At 68.9% G+C, this 19,902-nt stretch carries 17 protein-coding genes, 2 tRNA genes and 1 pseudogene; 2 read left to right on the forward strand and 18 right to left on the reverse strand.

The features are described from left to right. Window positions 1–15: 15 nt before the first annotated feature. The 5 genes and pseudogenes from VFQ05_17920 to VFQ05_17940 form a co-directional block, all read right to left on the reverse strand. Window positions 16–1,122, reverse strand: coding sequence for a patatin-like phospholipase family protein (locus VFQ05_17920; protein HET9328649.1), 1,107 nt, complete (start codon window positions 1,120–1,122; stop codon window positions 16–18). 30 nt (window positions 1,123–1,152) lie between these two features. After that, window positions 1,153–1,431, reverse strand: a pseudogene (locus VFQ05_17925) (patatin-like phospholipase family protein). Window positions 1,432–1,466: 35 nt separating this feature from the next. After that, the gene (locus VFQ05_17930) at window positions 1,467–2,186 is read right to left on the reverse strand and encodes a C4-type zinc ribbon domain-containing protein (protein ID HET9328650.1); all 720 of its coding nucleotides are present in this window, start codon (window positions 2,184–2,186) and stop codon (window positions 1,467–1,469) included. A 161-nt stretch (window positions 2,187–2,347) separates the two neighbouring features. Further along, a tRNA-Val gene (locus VFQ05_17935) sits at window positions 2,348–2,423 on the reverse strand. Between the two features lie 43 nt (window positions 2,424–2,466). Then, window positions 2,467–2,540, reverse strand: a tRNA-Ile gene (locus VFQ05_17940). A gap of 179 nt (window positions 2,541–2,719) precedes the next feature. Here VFQ05_17940 and VFQ05_17945 point away from each other — a divergent pair. After that, window positions 2,720–3,403 (forward strand): carboxypeptidase-like regulatory domain-containing protein, encoded by a 684-nt coding sequence (locus VFQ05_17945; GenBank protein HET9328651.1) that lies wholly within the window; start codon window positions 2,720–2,722, stop codon window positions 3,401–3,403. Between the two features lie 10 nt (window positions 3,404–3,413). Then, a complete protein-coding gene (locus VFQ05_17950) occupies window positions 3,414–4,082 on the forward strand; it encodes a hypothetical protein (GenBank protein ID HET9328652.1) in 669 nt (222 codons plus the stop codon). 11 nt (window positions 4,083–4,093) lie between these two features. On the opposite strand, the gene rpoD is transcribed toward VFQ05_17950, so the two are convergent. The 13 genes from rpoD to lepA form a co-directional block, all read right to left on the reverse strand. Further along, window positions 4,094–5,920 (reverse strand): RNA polymerase sigma factor RpoD, encoded by a 1,827-nt coding sequence (gene rpoD / locus VFQ05_17955; protein HET9328653.1) that lies wholly within the window; start codon window positions 5,918–5,920, stop codon window positions 4,094–4,096. 19 nt (window positions 5,921–5,939) lie between these two features. Continuing rightward, the gene (gene dnaG / locus VFQ05_17960; GenBank protein HET9328654.1) at window positions 5,940–7,685 is read right to left on the reverse strand and encodes a DNA primase; all 1,746 of its coding nucleotides are present in this window, start codon (window positions 7,683–7,685) and stop codon (window positions 5,940–5,942) included. Then, window positions 7,682–10,051, reverse strand: coding sequence for a Smr/MutS family protein (locus VFQ05_17965; protein ID HET9328655.1), 2,370 nt, complete (start codon window positions 10,049–10,051; stop codon window positions 7,682–7,684). The genes dnaG and VFQ05_17965 overlap by 4 nt, the downstream gene beginning before the upstream one ends. A 46-nt stretch (window positions 10,052–10,097) precedes the next feature. Then, entirely contained in the window at window positions 10,098–10,643 is a 546-nt protein-coding gene (locus VFQ05_17970) for a CvpA family protein (protein HET9328656.1), read from the reverse strand. A 47-nt stretch (window positions 10,644–10,690) separates the two neighbouring features. After that, on the reverse strand, window positions 10,691–10,888 hold the full coding sequence (gene rpsU / locus VFQ05_17975) for a 30S ribosomal protein S21 (protein ID HET9328657.1): 198 nt from the start codon (window positions 10,886–10,888) through the stop codon (window positions 10,691–10,693). A 149-nt stretch (window positions 10,889–11,037) separates the two neighbouring features. Next, window positions 11,038–11,754: an RsmE family RNA methyltransferase gene (locus VFQ05_17980; GenBank protein ID HET9328658.1), complete on the reverse strand. Its 717-nt coding sequence runs from the start codon at window positions 11,752–11,754 to the stop codon at window positions 11,038–11,040. After that, window positions 11,747–12,880, reverse strand: coding sequence for a molecular chaperone DnaJ (dnaJ, locus tag VFQ05_17985; protein ID HET9328659.1), 1,134 nt, complete (start codon window positions 12,878–12,880; stop codon window positions 11,747–11,749). The genes VFQ05_17980 and dnaJ overlap by 8 nt, the downstream gene beginning before the upstream one ends. After that, a complete protein-coding gene (locus tag VFQ05_17990; protein ID HET9328660.1) occupies window positions 12,880–13,470 on the reverse strand; it encodes a nucleotide exchange factor GrpE in 591 nt (196 codons plus the stop codon). Before VFQ05_17990 ends, dnaJ begins: the two co-directional genes overlap by 1 nt. A gap of 32 nt (window positions 13,471–13,502) precedes the next feature. Then, window positions 13,503–14,540 carry a hypothetical protein gene (locus tag VFQ05_17995; GenBank protein ID HET9328661.1) on the reverse strand — a complete coding sequence of 346 codons (1,038 nt, stop codon included), beginning with the start codon at window positions 14,538–14,540 and terminating at the stop codon, window positions 13,503–13,505. A gap of 48 nt (window positions 14,541–14,588) precedes the next feature. Further along, window positions 14,589–16,217 (reverse strand): SpoIIE family protein phosphatase, encoded by a 1,629-nt coding sequence (locus tag VFQ05_18000; protein HET9328662.1) that lies wholly within the window; start codon window positions 16,215–16,217, stop codon window positions 14,589–14,591. After that, window positions 16,214–17,470 (reverse strand): radical SAM family heme chaperone HemW, encoded by a 1,257-nt coding sequence (gene hemW / locus VFQ05_18005; protein ID HET9328663.1) that lies wholly within the window; start codon window positions 17,468–17,470, stop codon window positions 16,214–16,216. Before hemW ends, VFQ05_18000 begins: the two co-directional genes overlap by 4 nt. Continuing rightward, window positions 17,467–18,081, reverse strand: a complete 615-nt coding sequence (gene lepB / locus VFQ05_18010) for a signal peptidase I (GenBank protein ID HET9328664.1) — start codon at window positions 18,079–18,081, stop codon at window positions 17,467–17,469. The genes hemW and lepB overlap by 4 nt, the downstream gene beginning before the upstream one ends. Before the next feature lie 26 nt (window positions 18,082–18,107). Then, the coding region (lepA, locus tag VFQ05_18015) for a translation elongation factor 4 (protein ID HET9328665.1) at window positions 18,108–19,902 on the reverse strand (1,795 nt) is incomplete at its 5' end.

Genomic DNA, 19,902 nt, shown 5'->3' on the forward strand with positions numbered 1-19,902 from the left:
GGAGACCGCAGCCGCTCAAGGGACCGCGTCCTCCTCGGCCAGCCATCCGGCGTCGCGCAGCGCATTCCTCGCATCGCGCGCGCCCGAGCGAATGAGCTGACGCGAGCGTGCGGGATCGAAACCAATCAGGCTTCCGGGCAGCGGCTCTCCAGGGGCGACCACGACGACGCGAGCCGGATGCTGGCCGTCCGTCACCCTCCATTCCTGGGGCAGCTCGCGCAGCTCCTGCTGCAGGGCCCTCCAGTGACCGATCTCGATCAGCCGAGCGCCCAGCGCCAGCAGATGCTCGTTGGGCTGCGCGCGGGGCGGCTCCTCCGTCGGCGCGAGCAGCACCACGATCGCCGCGTCCGCACGCGCGGCGTGCACCGCGGCGAGCGGTTGGTTGGAGAACTGTCCGGCGTCCACGAACTCGCGCCCGGCGATGCGCACCGGCTCGAAGGCGAGCGGGATCGCCGACGAGGCGACCGCGGCGGCGATCACGTGCGCCGGACTGATGAGGCGGATCGCCTCCCCCAGGCCGAGCTCCACCCGTTCCTCGAATCCGGGTCCGGGCTCGGGGCCGGCGTAGAAGTGCACGATGCGTCCGCTGTCGAGCGCCAACGCGGTCACGACCAGGAGCGTGTTGCCCTCGGTCAGCAGGCTGGAGTCCCCGGACCGCACCAGCTTCTGCACCAATTGCTTCCGCGCGGCATCGCCCCACAGTCCGCGGCCTCGCGTCTCCGGGAGCCAGTGCGCGATCAGGGCGCGCAGCCTCTCCCCGCTCGCGCCAGGTCGCGTCCCGAGCCAAGTCAGTGCGCCGACGATCAGGATGGTGGCGCTGAAGCGGTGCGGCCAGGGAAAGCCGGTTCCCCACGTCACCAGATGCACGCCCGCGCCCGCGATGAGCGCGAGGCCGAACCAGCGCGACACGCGCACCGGGTCGACCGCGCCTTCAAAGGCCGCCAGCCAGAGCTCGGCCGGCCGGGAGATCTTGGCCGCCAGCCAGCCGATCATCGCCACCATGCCCCACGCGAGGGCGTCGAGCACCACCGAGATCGTCTCGTGCCGCTGGGCGGCTTCGCCCCAGAAGCGGCGGGACAGGGTGATCTCCGGAGAGCCGAGGAGAGTCAGCATTGCCAGCATCAGTCCGATGGCGGTGATCAATCCTCCGGCGCCGCGCAGCGCCAGCGTCGCCCAGCGCATGCCGATCGTGGGCGGACGCACTCGCAGCCACGTGCGCTCGAGAGCTTCGGTGCGGAAGCCATGCGCCACCCAGCCGACGGCGTTGATCGCGCCGGCCGAGGTGCCCGCCACCACGGCAGGCTGCAGCCCGACCTGGGACAGCACCCGGAGGACGCCGACTTCGTAGGCGCCGAGCGCTCCGCCGCCGGCCAGAACCACGGCGACGCGCCGGAACGGGAAGCGAGCCTTGAGGGCGACGGCTTGGGGCATCGTGGGACGATCGAGCCCTTCGCTCGGGCTCGAGCCTATCCCCCTTCGGGAGGCCAGATCAGCAGCCGACCGCACCCGTCGCAGGTGATCGCGCGATCTCCGCGCTTCGCTTCCTGGAGCATCTGCGGCGGCTGGCCGCGGAAGCACCCGCCGCACGAGCCCTTGATGATGGGAACCACCGCGCGCCCGTCGCGGGAAGCGCGAATCCGCTCGTAGCGGGAACGCATGGTCGCCGGCAACCGCGCGACCAGCTCCTGGCGCTGGCGCTCGAGATCGTTGGCCTCGTCACGCTGTTTCTGCTCCTCGGCCGCGATCGTCTGCATCCGGGCGACGGTCTCGGCCTGGATGGAGTCGAGCGCTTTCTGGAGCGCGGGAACCTCGCCGAGCAGGCGCTGCTCTTCGTCCATCAGCATCAGCAGGTCGGTTTCGCGCTCGGAGCGCTTGGCCTTGCGGTCCGAGATCTCGTGCAGCAGCGCCGTGTACTCCTCGTTCTTCTTCACCATCGGCAGCTGGCTCTGGAACTTCCGCTCTTCCTGCTGGAGCGCGTCGATGTCCTTCTCGATCTGACGGTGCCTGAGCTGGAGATCGCCGGTCTGCTTCTTGAAGCCTTCGAGCTTCGAGCGCTCGCCTGCGAGCCGGGATTCGAGCGACTGGCGATCGGCCGGATGGCGCTTGAGCGCTCCCTGCAGCGCCACCAGGCGCTCATCGAGGCCGCGCAAGTTCCAGAGGACCTCGATCTCTTCGGTCATGGCCATGGGCAAAAAAAAGCCGGGGATGTCGGAGCGACATCCCCGGCGGTGCCCTGCCCGGCGCTTCGGCGCGCGCTGGCGCGGAAGCCCTCGGGCCGGAAGCGGGTGGCCGGGTCGTTCACCGCGAACCCTTCGAAGCGCTCATCGTCATCCTCGCGCGACCAACATGGTGGGCGGAACAGGACTTGAACCTGTGACCCCCTGGTTGTGATCCAGGTGCTCTGCCAGCTGAGCTACCCGCCCCAATCTCATTCTCCGCTCGCGGTGGGCCGTGGACCAAGGACTATGGGCCCACCTGGATTCGAACCAGGGTCTTGCCGGTTATGAGCCGGCCGCTCTGGACCGCTGAGCTATGGGCCCAGCGTGCATCGGATGGCACCACCTCGCCGAAAGGGACGCGTTTGTAGCACCCGCTTCCGCGAGGTGTCAAGAACGGCCCACTCGATGAGCGGCCTTCTTTCAGGGAACGCCCGGGCTCACGAAGCGAATGACGCGAAAGACGAACGCATGTAGCATCGCGACCGAGAAGGTCGAGAACGATGACTTCACGTCCTGGCTGCCGCGAGCGCTTCCTGGGTGCTCTCATCGTGATGATGTTGAGCACCATCTCGTGCTCGGACAAGGCGGTGCTCGAGTACAGCATTCCTGAGTGGGACGACCTGCCTCTACCCTCCGTGACCGTGAACGGTGTCGCCTACAAGTCCGATGGGACCCCCGCAGCCCACGCTGAAATGACTCTCCGGCAGCTGACGCCCCAAATGAGGGCATGGACGGGTGGGGGCGCGGATCAGGACGGCAGGTTCTCCATCCATCTTGGATCGGAAGTGGAGTCCGGCCGCTATGCGCTCGCCGGCAAGATCCCCAGCGGCGTCGAAGTCGGCGTCGACACGGTGGAGGTGACCACGGAGTCGGTTCACCACGACCTGCACCTGTCTCGCCCCGGACGATTGCACGGACACGCGTCCCTGTCGGGCCAAGGCGACCACTTCGGGATCGCCGTCAGAGCAGAGGTCCTGCCTTATGGCGATGTGACCGACTCGGCCGGAGCCTGGGAGCTATGGCTGCCTCCCGGCCGATGGCTCGTCACATTCAGCAAGCTCGGATACGCCGCGGTGACGACCACCGCCGATCTCGACAGTGCGGGCGCCGACGTCCGGGTTCCCGATGTGACGCTCGCGCCTGCGACCATCTCGCTGCGGAATGACGCCAGGACCACCCGCTGAGTCCGCCTCCATGTCCACAGGCCTCTCGATTTCCGCTCACCGCCGACGAGCCGTACTTCGTGGGCTCCCCATCTGGGTCACCCTGGCAACGATCGTCACCGGCTGTTCGGACGAGCCGACCGCGCCGCAATCCGTCGTCGCGCTCCACCGCACGGTGCGGGTGGTCGTGACCGACAGCCTCGGAGCGACGGCGGCCGGTGTCGCCGTGCGAATGGTGAGCGAGTTCGACTCCGCCGGCATCGCCTACGTGGTCCAAGGGATCACCGATGCCCAGGGAGCGATGCAGGCGGTGCTCATCGAGGGCAACTGGGGCGTCCAGGGCTTCCTGCCCCCGCGCGTCGCCGGCGCGACGTTCGCGGTTCCCGGTCGCACACGTCCACCGGTGGACACGATCCAGGTGGCGCTCGAGCTGCACAGGGCTTCGGTCGCGAGGGGCCGGGCGCGGCTCACGGCCCACCACAACCACTCGGGGATCGTGATCGACTGTCCCCCCGTCCCCGCGGCGCAGGTGACCGATTCGACCGGCACCTACGTGATCCCCTGGCTGCCGGTCGGCCACTGGACCATCACGATGTTCGCGCCCGGCTACCGGCTCGGCTCAGCACCCATCGACGTCACCGTTCCGGGCCAGAGCCTGGGCGTGCCCGACGTCGTTCTCGCCCTCGGCCCGTTTCCCTAGAGTCGCCGGACCTACAACAGCTCCGTATAGGCCTTGAGACGCCGGCTCCGCGTCGGATGGCGCAGCTTGCGGAGCGCCTTGGCCTCGATCTGCCGGATGCGCTCGCGGGTCACGTTGAAGAACGCGCCGACTTCCTCCAGCGTGCGCTGCGCGCCGTCGTCGGTGAGGCCGAAGCGGAGCCGAATCACCTTGGCCTCGCGCGGCGTCAGCGTCTTGAGCACGTCGTTGACTTCGTCGCGCAGCATCGCGCTCGCGGCCGAATGCGCCGGCGAGACCACGCTCGTGTCCTCGATGAAGTCGCCGAGATTGCTGTCGTCGTCCTCGCCGATCGGCCGGTCCAGCGAGATCGGCTCCTGCGCCGCCTTGATGATGCTCTTCACCTTGTCGACCGGCAGCTCGAGCCGCTCCGCGATCTCTTCCGGCGTCGGCTCGCGGCCCAGCTCCTGGACCAGCTTGCGCGACACGCGCACCACGCGGTTGATGTGCTCGATCATGTGGACCGGGACGCGGATGGTCCGCGCCTGATCGGCGATCGCCCGCGTGATCGCCTGGCGGATCCACCACGTGGCGTAGGTCGAGAACTTGTAGCCTTTGGTGTAGTCGAACTTGTCGACCGCGCGCATCAGACCGGAGTTCCCTTCCTGGATGAGGTCCAGGAACTCGAGGCCGCGGTTCGTGTAGCGCTTGGCGATCGAGATCACGAGGCGCACGTTGGCCTCGATCATCTCCTTCTTCGCCTGCGCCGTGGAGCGCTCGCCGTCACGGATCTGGCGGTACAGCTCGAGCAGGTGGTCCTTGGTGATCCTGCCGTCGTCCTCGAGCTTCTTCACGTCCTTCTTGACGGTCTTGTACTCGTTGAGGAACTCGACGATCTGCGCCGGCTGGAGTCCCGACTCGCGGCGCACGGCTCGCAGCTCGCGAGGCCCGCGCTTGAGACGCCGCGAGAACGCGTTGACGTCGTCCACCCCGTGGCCATAGCGACGCTCGATGTCGGCGATCCGGTCGTCGGCGCGCAGCGCGTTCTCCGCCATCTCCTTCACCGGCAGCGCGAGGCCTTCGACCATGCGCGGGTTCATGGACAGCTTGTGCATCTCCTGCGTGAGCTCGGCTTCCACCTTGGCCCAGTTCGCCTGCACGCTGCCGCGCTGCTTCTCGGCCATACGAGTGGCTTGCCGCGCGAGCAGATCGTTGTAGCGCTTCTGGAGCACGAAGATGCGCTCCAGGATCCGCACCGCACGCTGCCGCTCCTTCTTGAGCGCCTGCTCGGTGGCGGCGTTCTCGTCGACCTTGATGAAGTCCTCGATCTTGAGCTGACCGTCCTTGAGCCGCTTGGCCAGCAGGCGGATCTCCTTGAGTGACGGCTCGGCCCGGAACAAGGCCGAGAGCACCTGTCGCTCTCCGGCCTCGATGCGGCGCGCAATCTCGACCTCGCCCTCGCGGGTGAGGAGCGGCACGCGGCCCATCTCGCGCAGGTACATGCGCACGGGATCGTCGTAGCGCACCGGCTGCTGCGGGGCTGCCTTGCCGGCGACCGTGGGCTTGCGCTCCTCCATCTTGCGCAGCTTCTTGAGGTGCTCCTGCGCCTCGTCTTCCGACGTGAACACCTCGATGTGCATCTGGTTCAGCATGGTGTGGATCTGCTCCATCTGATCCACCTGGGTCTCCGGATCGTCGTCCTCACCGAGGAGCCAGACGACCTGGTCTTCCGTGACGTAGCCCTGGCGAAGCGCGAGCGTCTTGATCTCGTCGAGGCGCTTCTGCTGCGCGGCTTTGACACGTTGCCGCGCCTCTTTCGCGCTCTTCTTCTTCTCTTCCCGGGTCGTCGTGGCCGTCGCCATGGAGCCCCTTTCTCGCTTTCTATTGACTGAGTTCGTGAAGCTGTCGGGCGATCTCGTCGATTTCCTTCATCAAACGCGTCTGCTCGTCCTGCGCGGTGGCCACCTTGAGCTGGCTCATCCGCTCGCGCTGCCGCTCCTGGAGCCGCCGCATCACCATGCGGTGCGCGGCGCCTTCCGCCTCGGCGCCCCAGTCGAGGGCGCCCCGGTCGCCGAGCGCCAGCTCCCGAGCGAGGAGCTCCGCGGCCGGCTCGGCCGGCACGCCCGGCGAGCCCGCCCACAGCCACAGGGCGAGGGCGCGGCATGTCGAGTCGCGGAAGTCCTCGGGGCTCAGGCGCTGACGGACCTGGTCCAGGGCCTGAGGGGCGCGCGAGAGGGCACGGAGCAGGTCCCGCTCGAGACCGGCTTCCCCGAGCTGCCGCTGCCGCACCACCTCCCGTACAGGGCTTTCGATGCGCGTTCCCTGCTGGCGGAGCGCGACGCCCCGCTGGAGGACCGAAGCCGGCACTCCGAACACCTCGGCGGCCCTTTCCAACAAAAGCTTGACCCTCACCGGATCGGGAATACCCGCCGCCAGCGCCACCACGGCCTGAAGCGACCGTTCCTGGGCATCCCCTCGCGCCGAGCCGGCGGCGGTCGCCGCCTGGTGGACGTGGCGGTGGATGAACTCCACCGGGTCATACGCCACGGCACGGCATTCCATCCAGCCATCCGCACCCCGCTCCTTCATCAGCTGATCGGGATCCTGGCCGGGGGGTAGATCCACGATCACGACCTCGAGGCCGGCGCCCAGCAGGACCGAGAGCGACCGCATGGTGGCCTCGCGGCCCGCGGCGTCGCCGTCGAACGTCAGCGCCACCCGGGACACCAGCCGCTGGAAGCTGCGCGCGTGCTCGGCCGTGAGCGCGGTGCCGGAGGTCGCCACGGCGTGAGTGATGCCGGCCTGATGGAGCGCGATGGCGTCGAACTGGCCTTCGACCACGACCAGCTCGCCCGACGGCCCGAGCGCCCGCCGCGCCTGGTCGAGGGCGAACACGAAGGAGCCTTTGCGGAAGACCGGGCTCTCGGGGGAGTTGAGGTACTTGGGAGCCTCATCCCCCATCGCCCTGGCCGCGAAGCCCACCACCGAGCCGCCGTGGGCGATCAGAGGAATCATGAGCCGATGCCGGAAGCGATCGTAGAGTCCGCGATCGCCGTCGCGGCGTCCGGCGAGACCCGCCTGGAACAGGACCTCCTCGCTCACTCGCGAGCGCAGGCGATCCACGAGGTTCTGCCAGCCTTCGGGCGCCAGACCCAGCCGGAAGGCGCGGATCGTCTCCTCGCGAAGTCCACGGGATGCGAGATAGCTGCGCGCCGCGGCGCCACGCTGGGGATCCCGCAGCCACTGTTCGAAGCTGGTGGCCGCCAGCTCCAGCGCATCCAGGATCTGTCCGCGCGCGCTCCCGCGCTCGCCGCGCCTCTCGGGTATGGGAATCCCCGCGCGGCGGCTCAGCAGCTCGGCAGCATCGAGGAACTCGATCTTCTCGCGCTCCTGGACGAACTTGAAGACGTCGCCGCCGGCCTTGCAGCTGAAGCAATGGTAGAGCCCGCGCTCGGCGCTGACCGTGAACGAGGGTGTCTTCTCGGAGTGGAAGGGGCAGAGACCGATCCAGTTCCTTCCCTGGCGCTTGAGGGCCACCGTCTCGCGCACGACCTCGACCAGGTCGCTGGCCTCGCGCACGCGCTCGATCCAGTCGTCCGACCGCGCCGCCACGTTCCGGCCGCTCATCGCAGCCTCGCCATCGTCACCCCGCGCCCGCCTTCACCGACCTCGCCGGGGCGCTGGCCAGCCACCTGAGGGTGGTCGCGCAGGTGCTTCTCCACCGCCGGCCGGAGGACGCCGCGTCCGATCCCATGGATCACGCGCAGCTCGGAAAAACCCGCCAGCACGGCGCGGTCGACCCCCCGGTCGAGCTCGGCCATCGCATCGGTGACGTCCATGCCGCGCAGATCCACTTCGACCGGCGCCGCCTCGCCTTCCATCGCACTCCACGTGGCCGCCGCCGGGCGCGCGCTCGGGTGCTCGGGGGCGGGCGCGGCCGCGGCCAGGCGCTGCACATGGCTCTGGATGTTCCAGCTTCCGCGCTTGAGCTGGACGCGGCCGTCGCGGTCCGGTCCCGACACGAGCTCGGCTTCGACGCCGAGATCCACCACGCGCACGCGCATGCCGGGCGACAGGGAGCCGGGATCGAGCCCGGCCTTTTCCGGCTGCCGGCCCGCGCCCGCCAGCGACTCGAGATCGCGCTCGACGTCCTCCATGCGCGGGCGCAGCTCCTGCGCGGCCCCGGGACGCTTGTGCTCGCGCCGCGACTCGCGCTGGACGATCTGCCACAGCTCGCGCGCGCGCGCCAGCAGCGCTTCGCTCTCCCGCGTCAGGCGCCGGCGAAGCTCGGCTTCCTCGCGGCGCGTGTGCTCCACGGCTTCGTGGTGGCGCGCCGCTTCCGCTTCGGCTTCGGCGCGGGCGGCCCCGAGCTGCTCGCCCTCCTCCCGGGCGCGCCGGGTCGCGGTCGCCAGCTCACCCATCAGTCGATCGAGCTGCGCGGCGCCATCGGGGCGCAGCGTGCGGGCGCGATCGAGCAGGCTCGCGGCGACGCCGAGCCTCTCCGCGACGTCGAGCGCATGGCTGGCTCCCGGCACGCCCGCGAGGAACCGGTAACGGGGCGTCAGCGTCACGACGTCGAACTCGAGCGAGCCGTTCTCGACGCCCGGCACTTCCCCGGCGAGGCGCTTGAGGCTGCCGAGATGGGTGGTGACGATCGCCCACGCTCGGGTGGTCGCGAGGTGCTCGATCAGCGCCCTCGCCAGCGCCGCGCCGTCGTCGGGATCGGTCCCGGCGCCCAGCTCGTCGGCGAGCAGCAGCGTTCTCGGGCCCGCCGCCTCGGCCATGCGCGACAGTGCGCGCAGATGGGCCGCGAAGGTCGAGAGTCCCTGCTCGATCGACTGCTCGTCGCCGATGTCCACCAGGATCTGGTCCAGCTCGGGGACGCGGCTGCCCTCGCCGGCGGTGACCGGCATCGCGGCGTGCGCCATGGCCGCCACGAGTCCGACCGTCTTGAGCAGGACGGTCTTCCCTCCCATGTTGGGGCCGCTCACCAGGAGCACGCATCCCCGAACCCGCGGACCGTGGAGCTCGAGATCGAGCGGAACGACATCTTCGGGCCGGAGCTTTCCGAGCCCCATGGCCAGGAGCGCGTGCCGGGCCTGCTCGAGCCGCAGCACATCGCCCTCCGGAAAGATCGCGTTGGCGCCGACCTCGATCCCCCAGCGCGCGCGGGCGCTCAGGGTGTCGAGGTGGACCAGCGCCGCCTCGATCTCCTCGAGCAATCCGCGCGAGTCGATCACGCGTGCGGTGAGCTGGGCCAGAATGCGGCGCTCTTCGTCATGCGCCGCGCGCCGCGCTTCGATCAGGCGATTGTTCTCTCCGCACCATTCGAGCGGCTCCACCAGGAGCGACTGGCCGCTGCCGGAGACGTCGTGAACGATGCCGCGGCGGCGCGGGAAACCCGCGGCCGGGACCATGGCGACGAAACGGTCGCCATGACGCGTCACGTACGCCTCGGCGCCGAAGCCGTGCGCCCACTTCTCGAGATGGTCCGCGAGCCGGCGCTCCCCGGTCGCGACTTCGGTGCGAAGGCGCTTGAGCGCTGGCGATGCCGAGTCCATCACCTGGCCGCGTTCGTCGATCGATGTCGAAAGGGCGCGGCGCAGAGGCTCGCCCGCGTCCGCATCCGGCACACGCTTGGCGAGCCGCGGGTAGCGGGTGCGAATCTCGGCCTCGGACCAGGCTTCGGCGGTGCGCGCCGCCGCGTCGAGCCAGCCGCTCACGAGGTACAGCGCTTCGCCATCAGGGCCCTCGCTCGCGAGCCGATCCAGCGTCGCGATCAGGTCGCCCTCGCCCACCTCACACCACGAGCCCGGCTCGGCGGCGCGCCGGATGGCTTCGAGCAGGTGGTCGTACTCGAGGCGGCGCTCATCGCGGCCGGCGATCGGACGCCACGACGCGAGCAGGGCACGGCCCCGCTCGCTCGAGGCACGCTGCGCGATCGCGGCGGCCACGCGGAAGTACTCGATGAGTTGGAGGGATCGCTCGTCCAAGAAACTCTCGTCCGGGGAAACCAAACCGCGCGAGCGGCGCTCGCGTCTACGACTTTTCTCGGTGCTCGACCCCGGCCGTCAACGTGCGGCGGTGCGCCTTGCGGAACTTCTCCGTCAACCAGCGTCCACCCGGAAGGTAGCGAGACGACAACGAGCACGCTTCCGCCGCCGTCGCCATCATCGGCTCGGCGGTGCGCGCGGCCGCGACGCTCCGAGAAAGCGCGCGCGGCTCACGCACCAGCAGACTGACCATCATGGCCATCGCAATCGTGACCAGCCCGAAGAATGCGCCGATGCTCAGACCCCCGCCCCGATCCAGCCAGCCCACGGGTCCTGCCTGGACGAGACGTCCGAGTCGGTCACCACACCATTGAAAGAGCGTCGCGACGGCCATTCCGCCGAGGCCTGCGACGATCCAGCGCAGCACGAGGAAGACCAGGAACGGCTGGGAGCCGCGCCACGCGGCTTCCAGCACATGAGACAACCAGAGTCCGGTCCACAAACCCGCGAATACCCCCAGCGCGGAAAACACCTGCGCCACCGTCCCCCGAACGAGCCCGTGAACGGAAAAGAAGACGACCCAGACCAGGATCGCCCAGTCCGCCCACGTCCACCCCCAAGCGCTGGGATCGGGATTTACTAGAGGTTCTCCTGCTGGCGCCGCGCCATTTGCTTCCGTCGGGCGGCGTTCAGCTTCCGCTTGCGTCGCTCGCTGGGCTTCTCGAAGTGCTGATGGCGACGCAGATCGGACAGGATTCCGGCCTTTTCACACTTCTTCTTGAAACGGCGCAGGGCGCTTTCAAAGGACTCTCCGTCCTTGACCCTGATACCGGGCAAAAAAATCCACCCCCTCACTACAAAAGGAAGGTCGCATGGCGTTGTGAGTCTTGAGGAGCCCGCAAGGTGCGGGCGCAGAAATGGCACATGCAGTCTATTGCCGCATCGGGAGGCCGTCAAGACGGCCGGGCACGGAAAGTTGCGGGGCCTCAGGCCTCCCGGGGAGCGGCCCACCAGGCCGCCCAGGCCAGAGCCGCGGTTTCCGTTCGCAAGCGAGTACCCGCCAGCGACATCGCGGTGAACCCGCGGTCCAGCAGCAGCCCCCTCTCGGCATCGCTGAAGCCTGAAGAAGGACCGACGGCCGCCACGGTCGCCGCCCCTTCAGGCGGGCGAATCGTTCCCGAAGCGACCCCGGCCGGATCGGCCAGGATCCCGATCCCAGGCGGCCCTTCGGCCTCGAGGGCTTCCTCGAGGCCCATCGGGACTTCCACCTGGAGCAGGTGCCTCCCACGCGACTGCTCGAGGGCCGCGACCGCCAGCCGCTTCCAGCGATCCGGTCGCAGGGCGGCGCGAGGCCATGGGCCACGCTCGGTGGTGATCGGGCGCACTCGCGCGACGCCGAGCTCCGCGAGCTTCTCCACCACCCAGTCGAAGCGCTGTCCTTCGGGCGCTCCGCAGAGGAGGACGGCGGTGCGGGCTCGCCCGATCCGGTCGATGGTCTCGACCTCGAGACTCACGTGCGGCGTGATGCGCGCCACGCGGCAGACGGCGAGCGCCCCCTGCCCGTCGGTGGCGGTCACCGAATCGCCCACGCGCGCGCGGCAGACGCGCACCACGTGGTGCGCCGCGCTCTCGCCGAGCGAGACGTGCGCGCCTGGTCCGTTCAGTCCCTCGACCCAGACGAACGCCGGAACGGCGTCAGGCAAACGCGTCCTTCACTCGATCCGCGACGTTCTTGGGTGGACGAGGCGGCTTCAGCCCTTCGCTGCGGCCCAGCTCCTCGAGCAGCTTCTTTTCGGCGCCGCTGAGCCGCGTGGGAATGAAGACGTTGAGCCGGACCAGGAGATCTCCATGCCCGCCGCGCAGTCCAGGGAGCCCCTTCGTCTTGAGGCGCAGCACGCGCCCGCTCGGCGTTCCGCTCGGAACCTCGAGCGCCGCGTTCCCGTCGAGCGTGGGAACCTCGATTCGCCCACCCAGCGCCAGCGTCACGAAGCTGACGGACGCCTCGGAGTGGAGATCGTCGCCATCGCGCCGGAAGATGGGATGCGGCTTCTCCTCGATCAGCACGATCAGGTCGCCGGCCGGACCACCGCGCGGGCCTGCGTCTCCCATGCCCCGCACCGGAATGAAGTTTCCGTTCGCCACTCCCGGCGGGACACGGACCGCGATCGTCTCGGTCTCCGAGACCCGGCCGTCGCCACGGCAGTTCTTGCAGGCGTCCTTGAAGGTGCGACCTTCGCCCTGGCACTTCGGACACACCGACACGTTCACGAACTGCCCGAAGAACGATTGCTGCACGCGCCGCACCTGGCCCCGTCCGCCGCACTGGCTGCACGACGTCTCGCCGCTGCCTCCCCGGCCCTTGCACGTCGGGCAGGCGCGGTCGTGCTTGACCCGGATGCGCTTCTCCACGCCGGTCGCGATCTCTTCCAGCGAAAGCTTGAGTCTCAGCTGGAGATCGTCGCCGCGCTGCGACCCGCCGCGACCCTGCGACGCGCCGCCGAACAGATCCTCGAAGCCGCCCGCTTCGCCGCCGAAGTCGCGCATGAAGGCGCGCAGGGCATCGGCGAGATCGAAGCCGCTGAAATCCTGCGCAGCTCCGCCGGCGCCGGATGCCGCGTGGCCGAAGCGGTCGTAACGGGCGCGCCGCTCCGGATCGCGAAGGATCTCGTAGGCTTCCGTCGCCTCCTTGAACCGCTCTTCGGCCTGCGGGTTGTTGGGGTTGCGATCCGGATGGTTCTCTTTCGCCAGCGTGCGATACGCCTTGCGGATCGCCGACTCGTCGGCGTCGCGCGGGATCCCCAGGATCTCGTAGTAGTCGCGCTTGGCCATCAGCGCTCGCCCGCCTCGCCGCGAGCCACGACCACGCGAGCGGGCCGCAGCGCGCGATCTCCGCGGCGATAGCCTTTGTGGATCACCTGGAGCACGGTCCCCCCGGGGGTGCCAGGCGGCGCGTCGATCTCGAGGATCGCTTCGTGGAAGTTGGGGTCGAAGGGCTGCTGCGCGGGATCGACCGCGATCACGCCGAGCCGCTCGAGCGATTCACGCCCTTTCTGGAGCACGAGCGACACGCCGGCCGACCACGACGGCTCGGCACCGCCTTCGTTGGCCGCCTCCACCGCACGCTCGAGGTCGTCGAGCCACGCCACGAGCTCGAGCAGCACGGATTCCTCGGCCGACCGACGGCCTTCTTCGATCTCGCGCCGCGCCCGCCGTCGAAAGGTCTGAAGCTCCGCCTCGGTCCTCAGCCACCGGTCCTTGTAGTCGATCGCCGGCTCGGCCTCCGCCGCGGCCGCACCGGGCCCTTCGGCCAGGCGCGCTTCTCCCGCCTCGGGACTCTCCGGCGGGGCCTGAGGCTCTTGGGGACGCATCGTGGCCTCGTCCACGGTCTCTTCCTTGGTCTTCTTGCGGTCGTGCTTCACGAACCCTCCGACGCGGGCCGGTGCTTCGGGATTCAGAGGTATTCGGCGATGCGTGCGCCGACCGCGTCGACCACCGCCAGACAGCGCGCGTAGTCCATGCGCAGCGGGCCGAGCACGCCCAGGCCGGCGCGCTGGCGCCCGGGGAGGGCGAAGCTCACGAGGCTCAGGCCCGCCAGCGCTCGATCCTGATCGAGCGCCACCCTCACCGCCGCCTGGCCCTCGACGGTGTCCACCATGAGGCGGTCGAGCGGAGGACCGCTCTCCACCACGCGCAGCAAGGATCCCAGACGTTCGCGATCGGCGAACTCGGGCTGGGTCGCGAACTCTCCGGCTCCGGCGCTGAACCATGCGCCGTCGGTATGTCCCCAGCTCGCGGTCGCCGCCCGCGACACGATGCGCACCGCGGCGTCGTCCACCAGCTCGAGATCGGTGGCCAGCCGCATCCGCACCTGGCCGAGTGTGAGCCCCAGCAGCCCCCCCCGCAGCGCCTCGGCGGCTTCGTGGAGATCGTCCTCGGCCAGCTCGCTCTCGAGCGGCAGGACCACCGTGTGAACGAGTCCGCCTCCCAGGCCGAGCGCCATCAGCGCGCGGCGCGGACCCAGCGGCTGGAGCTCGAGCATGACCAGCCGCTCCTGCTCGAATGCCGCGGCGACGGCCAGACCCATCTGGAACGTGAGCTCGGAGAGCAGCCGCGAGGCCTCGGCGAGCAGCGCTTCGACGTCGCGGCTGGCGCGTCGCAAGCGCTCGTCGACTTCGCGCAGCACCTCGGCCGGAAGCGTCGCGGGCTCGAGCTCCCGGCGGACGTGGAATGCGTAGCCCGCCGGGGTGGGCACGCGGCCCGCGGAGGCGTGGCCTCTCTGGAGCATGCCCAGGCTCTCCAGCTCGGCCAGCGTGCTCCGGATTCCCGCCGGCGACCAGCGCACGCCGGGCAGCCGGCTCAACGCATCCGATCCCACCGGCTGGCTGGTCCGCCGATGCAGGTCGAGCAACGACAGGAAGATCTGGCGCTGGCGCTCGGAGAGGTCCGGGTCTTCGCGGAGGGCGCCGCCGACGAATGCGATCTCACTCATGAGCGTTGAGGTTAGGGATGGCTCTCGAGCGCGTCAAATCCGCCCGGCTCAACGCCGCCGCGCGAGCAGCAGCGTGACGTCGTCGGTTCGCGGCTCGCCCGACAGGAACTCCGCCACGCGGGAAACGACCCCGTCGCCGATGCGATCGATCTCGGATTCGCCGGCGAGCTCGATGAGCGTCTGGCGGAGCCGCTCGTCGTCGAAGAACTCACCGCCTCGCACCGCTTCGGGGATGCCGTCGCTGAACGCCGCGAGCAGGTCCCCTGAGCTGAGCTCGGTCGTCCCTTCCTCGAACGGAAACGTCGGCAGGATTCCCATGGGAACTCCGCCGTCCTCCAACGTGCGCAGCGTGCTCCCGCTCACGATCAGCGGCGGGTTGTGGCCGGCATTCACGTAGCGCAGCGTTCCCGTCTCGGGATCGAGGAACGCGAGGAACATGGTCACGAAAGTCCCGGGCGCGGCGCTGCGGACAACGGCTTCGTTGAGCTTGTGGGCCAGCGCCAGCGGCTGCTCGCAGGTGTCGTAGAGCACGCGGGCCGACGAGAGCACCGACGACATCAGCAGCGCCGCACCCAGCCCCTTCCCGGAAACGTCTCCGACCAGCAGCACCCAACGGCCGTCGCTGCGCCGGTGGAAGTCGTAGAGGTCCCCGCCCACCTCGTAGCAGGTCTCCAGACGCGCGTGGAACTGCCAGCCCTGCACGCCTTCGGGAGCAACCGGCAGCAACGCGCGCTGGATGCGGGTCGCGGTGGCGAACTCCTGCGCCATGCGCACGCGGCTCTGCTCCGCTTCGAGCAGTCGTGCATTGGTGATCTTCATCGCCGCCATGTTGGCGAGGATGGTGAAGAGCTGGAGCTGCTCCTCCTCGAACACGAGTCCCGGGATCCGGCTGTCGGCATAGAGCGCACCCAGCACTTTCTCGTTGTCGAAGAGAGGCACGGCCATGGCGGAGTGGACGCCCTGGGACACGATGCTGTGCTGTCCGAGGAAGCGCGGATCGCTGGCCGCGTCGCTGGTGACGACCGCGGCGCAGTCATCCAGCACCAGACGCAGGATGGATCGTGAGATCGCCAGCGGCTCACCCGGCCGGCCGCCGTGGACGCGCGAGGCGATCGGGGTGGGCTCGCCGGTGGGGCCTTCGCGCAGCATGAGCACGAGTCGCGACACCGGCATCGCGCGCTCGACGAAGCTCAGGATCTCCTCGCAGGTCTCGCGCAGCGGCCGCGGCAGGATGAGCAGCCTGCCGGCCTCCGCCAGGAGCTTGACCACTCGCGGGGATCCCACGTTCTCGGTGGGGCGCGCGAGCAGGTCCTGCGCCGGATGGCGCATGGACGAGCTCATGTCGCGCTGGGCAAACGTCGTGGCATGTCCCGCTTTGGACTCGGCTCCGACTCGCACCATCACCTTGCCGATCTCGAGCACGTCGCCGTCGCGAATCGCCATCGGCTCGCGCGCCTCGACACCATTGACGCGCGTCCCGTTGCGGCTGCCGAGGTCGCGGATCAGCCAGCCGTCCCCCGCTCGCACGATCTCGGCGTGGGTCTTGGACACGGTGGCATCGGGAAGATGCACGTCGTTGCGCGAGGACCGCCCGATCTGCACCACGTCGTTGTCGAGCGGCCAGGCGTGGCGCTGGCCTTCGAGCGTCGCGGAGAGCTGCACGCGCGGCTCGGTCATATCGCAGCGGCTCCGAGGCTCGGTCCGATCGAAGGCTCGGCCCTTTCGCCTCCTCGCTCCGCCATGGACATCAGCCAGGCGATCACGTCATCGGCGACGAACCGGTGCTCCGGAGCGATGCGGTAGCCATGGTCCGTGGGCTCGAGCCGTCCGGTCCTCACCCCGCGGTCGAAGGCATGACCGTAGCGATGCTCGACCTCGACCCATCGCTCGGGATGGTCGGTTCGGTCGAGTCCGCCTCCCAGCCGCAGCCCGAGCATCACGATCTCGTCGGCGCGCGACTTGGCCGTCTCCGGCTCGCGGGTGTCGCACGGCAGAGAGCGCTCGAGCGACTCCGCCCACGCGTCACGATCGCGATGATTGGCGTAGCGCTCGCCCCTCCACAGGCCGTGCGCCGAAGGCCCGAGCGCCAGGTAATCACGCCGCAGCCAGTAGACCAGGTTGTGACGGCACTCCCCACCGGGACGCGCGACGTTCGAGGTCTCGTAGACCCGGTATCCCGCGGCGCCGGCGCGATCGACGAGCGTCTCGTAGAGGTCGGCCTGCGCGTCGGGCGCCATCGGTGTCGCGCGGCCTCCGAGGGTCGCCGCGCCGAGCGGCGTGTCGGGCTCGGGAATGAAGCAATATGCCGAGAGGTGCTCGAGGCCCAGCGCCAGCGCAGACCGGAGAGTCGTCTCCCACCGCTCCGCCTCGTGCCCCGGAAAACCGAACATGAGGTCGATCGACACCCGATCGAACCCGTGCGCGCGCGCCAGCTCGAGGGCTTCGGCTGGACGCTCGGGGCCATGGAGCCGTCCGAGCTGGGTCAGCTCGACGGCGTCGAAGCTCTGAGCGCCCATCGACAGCCGATTGACGCCCGCCGAGGACCAGGTCTCGAGCAGCGCCGCTCGCACCGATTCGGGGTTGGCCTCGAGCGTGACCTCTGCGTCGCGCTCGATGTCGAAGTGGTTCCGCAGCGTGGTCCACACCCGCATGAAATGCCGGGAGGAGAGCGCAGAGGGTGTGCCGCCGCCGAAGAACACCGAGGTGAACGCCGTTCCGCGCGCGGCCGGAGCGCGCAGGCGCGCTTCGAGCTCGAGCGCGGCGAGATACCGCTCGACCGCGGGTCCCGACAGGGCGCCGGTCGCGAAGTCACAGTACTCGCAGCGGCGGGCGCAGAACGGCACGTGCACATAGAGGCCGCGGCGCGCGGCGGCGCGAGCCTCTGGCGAAGGCCCGTCCTCGTGCGCGGCCCCGATGCCTGAACGGCTCAACGAATGATCTGGAAGATGCGGTTCCACCGCGGCCAGTTCTTCTCGGGATCCCAGGACCAGTAGAGGAACATGGCGCGTCCCTTCACCAGGTCCATGTCGAGCGTTCCCCAGTAACGGCTGTCGTTCGAGTTGTCGCGGTTGTCGCCCATCATGAAGAGCTTGTCGGGCTCGACGGTGAGCGGGCCATAGTTGTCGCGGTTCTCGTAGCCCGCCGGCCGGACGCTGGGGTCGGTGTGGATCACGTACGGCTCCTTCAGCGTCTTGCCGTCGAGCATCACATTCTTCTCACGGATCTCGAGCGTGTTCCCGCCGGTCGCGATGCAGCGTTTGATGAAGTCCTTGCTCGGATCCTGCGGGAACTGGAAGACGATGACGTCGCCGGTCTTCGGCGCACGCAGCCCCGGAAGGCGGATGTGTGTGAACGGGATCTTGGGCCCGTACTCGAACTTGTTGACGAACAGGAAGTCGCCGACCAGCAGCGTATCGCGCATCGACTCGGAAGGAATGCGGAAGGCCTGGATGACGAAGGCGCGCAGGAACATCGTGAGGGCGAGGGCCCAGAGGGCCGCCTCGACGTATTCCCGGATGATGGAACGTGGCTTTTGGCTCATGAAAGTGGATTCCCCGGACGAAGACTCTAGCGCTCCACCTTGAGGACCGCCAGGAACGCTTCCTGCGGGATCTCGACGGTCCCGATCTGCTTCATACGGCGCTTCCCTTCCTTCTGTTTCTCGAGCAGCTTGCGCTTACGGCTGATGTCACCTCCATAACATTTCGCGGTGACGTTCTTCCGAATGGCTCCCAGAGTTTCGCGGGCGATCACCTTGCTCCCGAGGGCCGCCTGGATGGCGACCTGGAACATCTGCCTCGGGATCAGCTCCTTGAGCTTGGCGCACAGGTCGCGGCCCCATTCATACGCCTTGTCCTTGTGGACGATGGCCGAGAGGGCGTCGACCGGCTCGTTATTGAGAAGGATGTCGAGCTTCACCATCTCGCCTTCGCGGTACCCGTCGAACTCGTAGTCCAGCGACGCATATCCACGCGACACCGATTTCAGGCGATCGTAGAAGTCGAGAACGATCTCGCCGAGCGGCAGCCGATAGCCCAGCCGTGCGCGCTTCTCCTCGACGTAGTCGAGGCCGACGAAGATGCCGCGCCGGTCCTGGCACAGCTTCATGACGCCGCCCAGATATTCGGAAGGCGTGAGCACGTGCGCCAGCACGTAAGGCTCTTCGATCGCCGCGATCGTGTTGGCGGGCGGCATCTGGCTGGGATTGTCGACCACCAGCAGCTCGCCGCTCTCCAACAGCACGTGGAACTCGACGCTCGGCGTGGTCGCGATCAGGTCGATCCCGTACTCGCGACGCAGGCGCTCCTGGACGATTTCCATGTGGAGCAGCCCGAGAAAGCCGCAGCGGAACCCGAATCCCAGTGCCACCGAGGTCTCGGGCTCCCAGGTGAGCGAGGCGTCGTTCAGCGTGAGCTTGGCGAGAGCTTCCTTGAGCGACTCGTACTGCTCGGACTCGATCGGATAGAGGCCGGAGAACACCATCGACTTGATCTCGCGGAAGCCGGCAACGGCCGTGATCTCGACGTCGGCGGGACCCAGCGTATCGCCGACGCGCGCCTCGGCCACGGTCTTCACGCCGGCCACGACATAGCCCACCTGGCCGGCGTGGAGGGATGGCGTGGGCTCGAGGCGAAGCCGCAGACGCCCCACCTCTTCCACGTCGTACTCCTTGCCGGTCGAACGGAAGCGAATGTGGTCGCCCTTTCGGATCGTGCCGTCGACCACCCGCACGAGCGCCACGACGCCCCGATACTGGTCGAACCTCGAATCGAAGATCAGCGCGCGCAGCGCCGCATCGGGGTCGCCCGTGGGCGGCGGCACGTCGGCGATCACCCGCTCGAGCAGATCGGCCACGTTGAGCCCGGTCTTGGCGCTGATGCGCAGGACGCTCTCCGCCGGGATGCCGGTGATGTGCTCGATCTCGAGCGCCACGTCGTCGGGCCGCCCCGAAGGAAGGTCGACCTTGTTGACCGCCCCGACGACGGCCAGGCCCTGGTCGCGCGCCAGGAAGAAGTTCGAGAGCGTTTGCGCCTCGATCCCCTGCGAGGCGTCGACCACCAGCACCGCGCCTTCACAGGCCGAGAGGCTGCGCGACACTTCATAGGTGAAGTCGACGTGCCCCGGCGTGTCGATGAGATTGAGCTGATAGGTCTTCCCGTCGCGCGCCACGTACTCCATGGCGATGGCGTGCGACTTGATGGTGATCCCCTTCTCCCGCTCCAGGTCCATGTCGTCCAGGACCTGCTCGCGCATCTGCTGAGGCGTCAGCGTGTGGGTGATCTCCAGCAGCCGGTCGGCCAGCGTGCTCTTGCCATGGTCGATGTGCGCGACGATGCAGAAGTTGCGAATCAGGGAGAGCCGT

It is taken from the genome of Candidatus Eisenbacteria bacterium, from assembly GCA_035712145.1.
Lineage (GTDB): Bacteria > Eisenbacteria > RBG-16-71-46 > RBG-16-71-46 > RBG-16-71-46 > DASTBI01.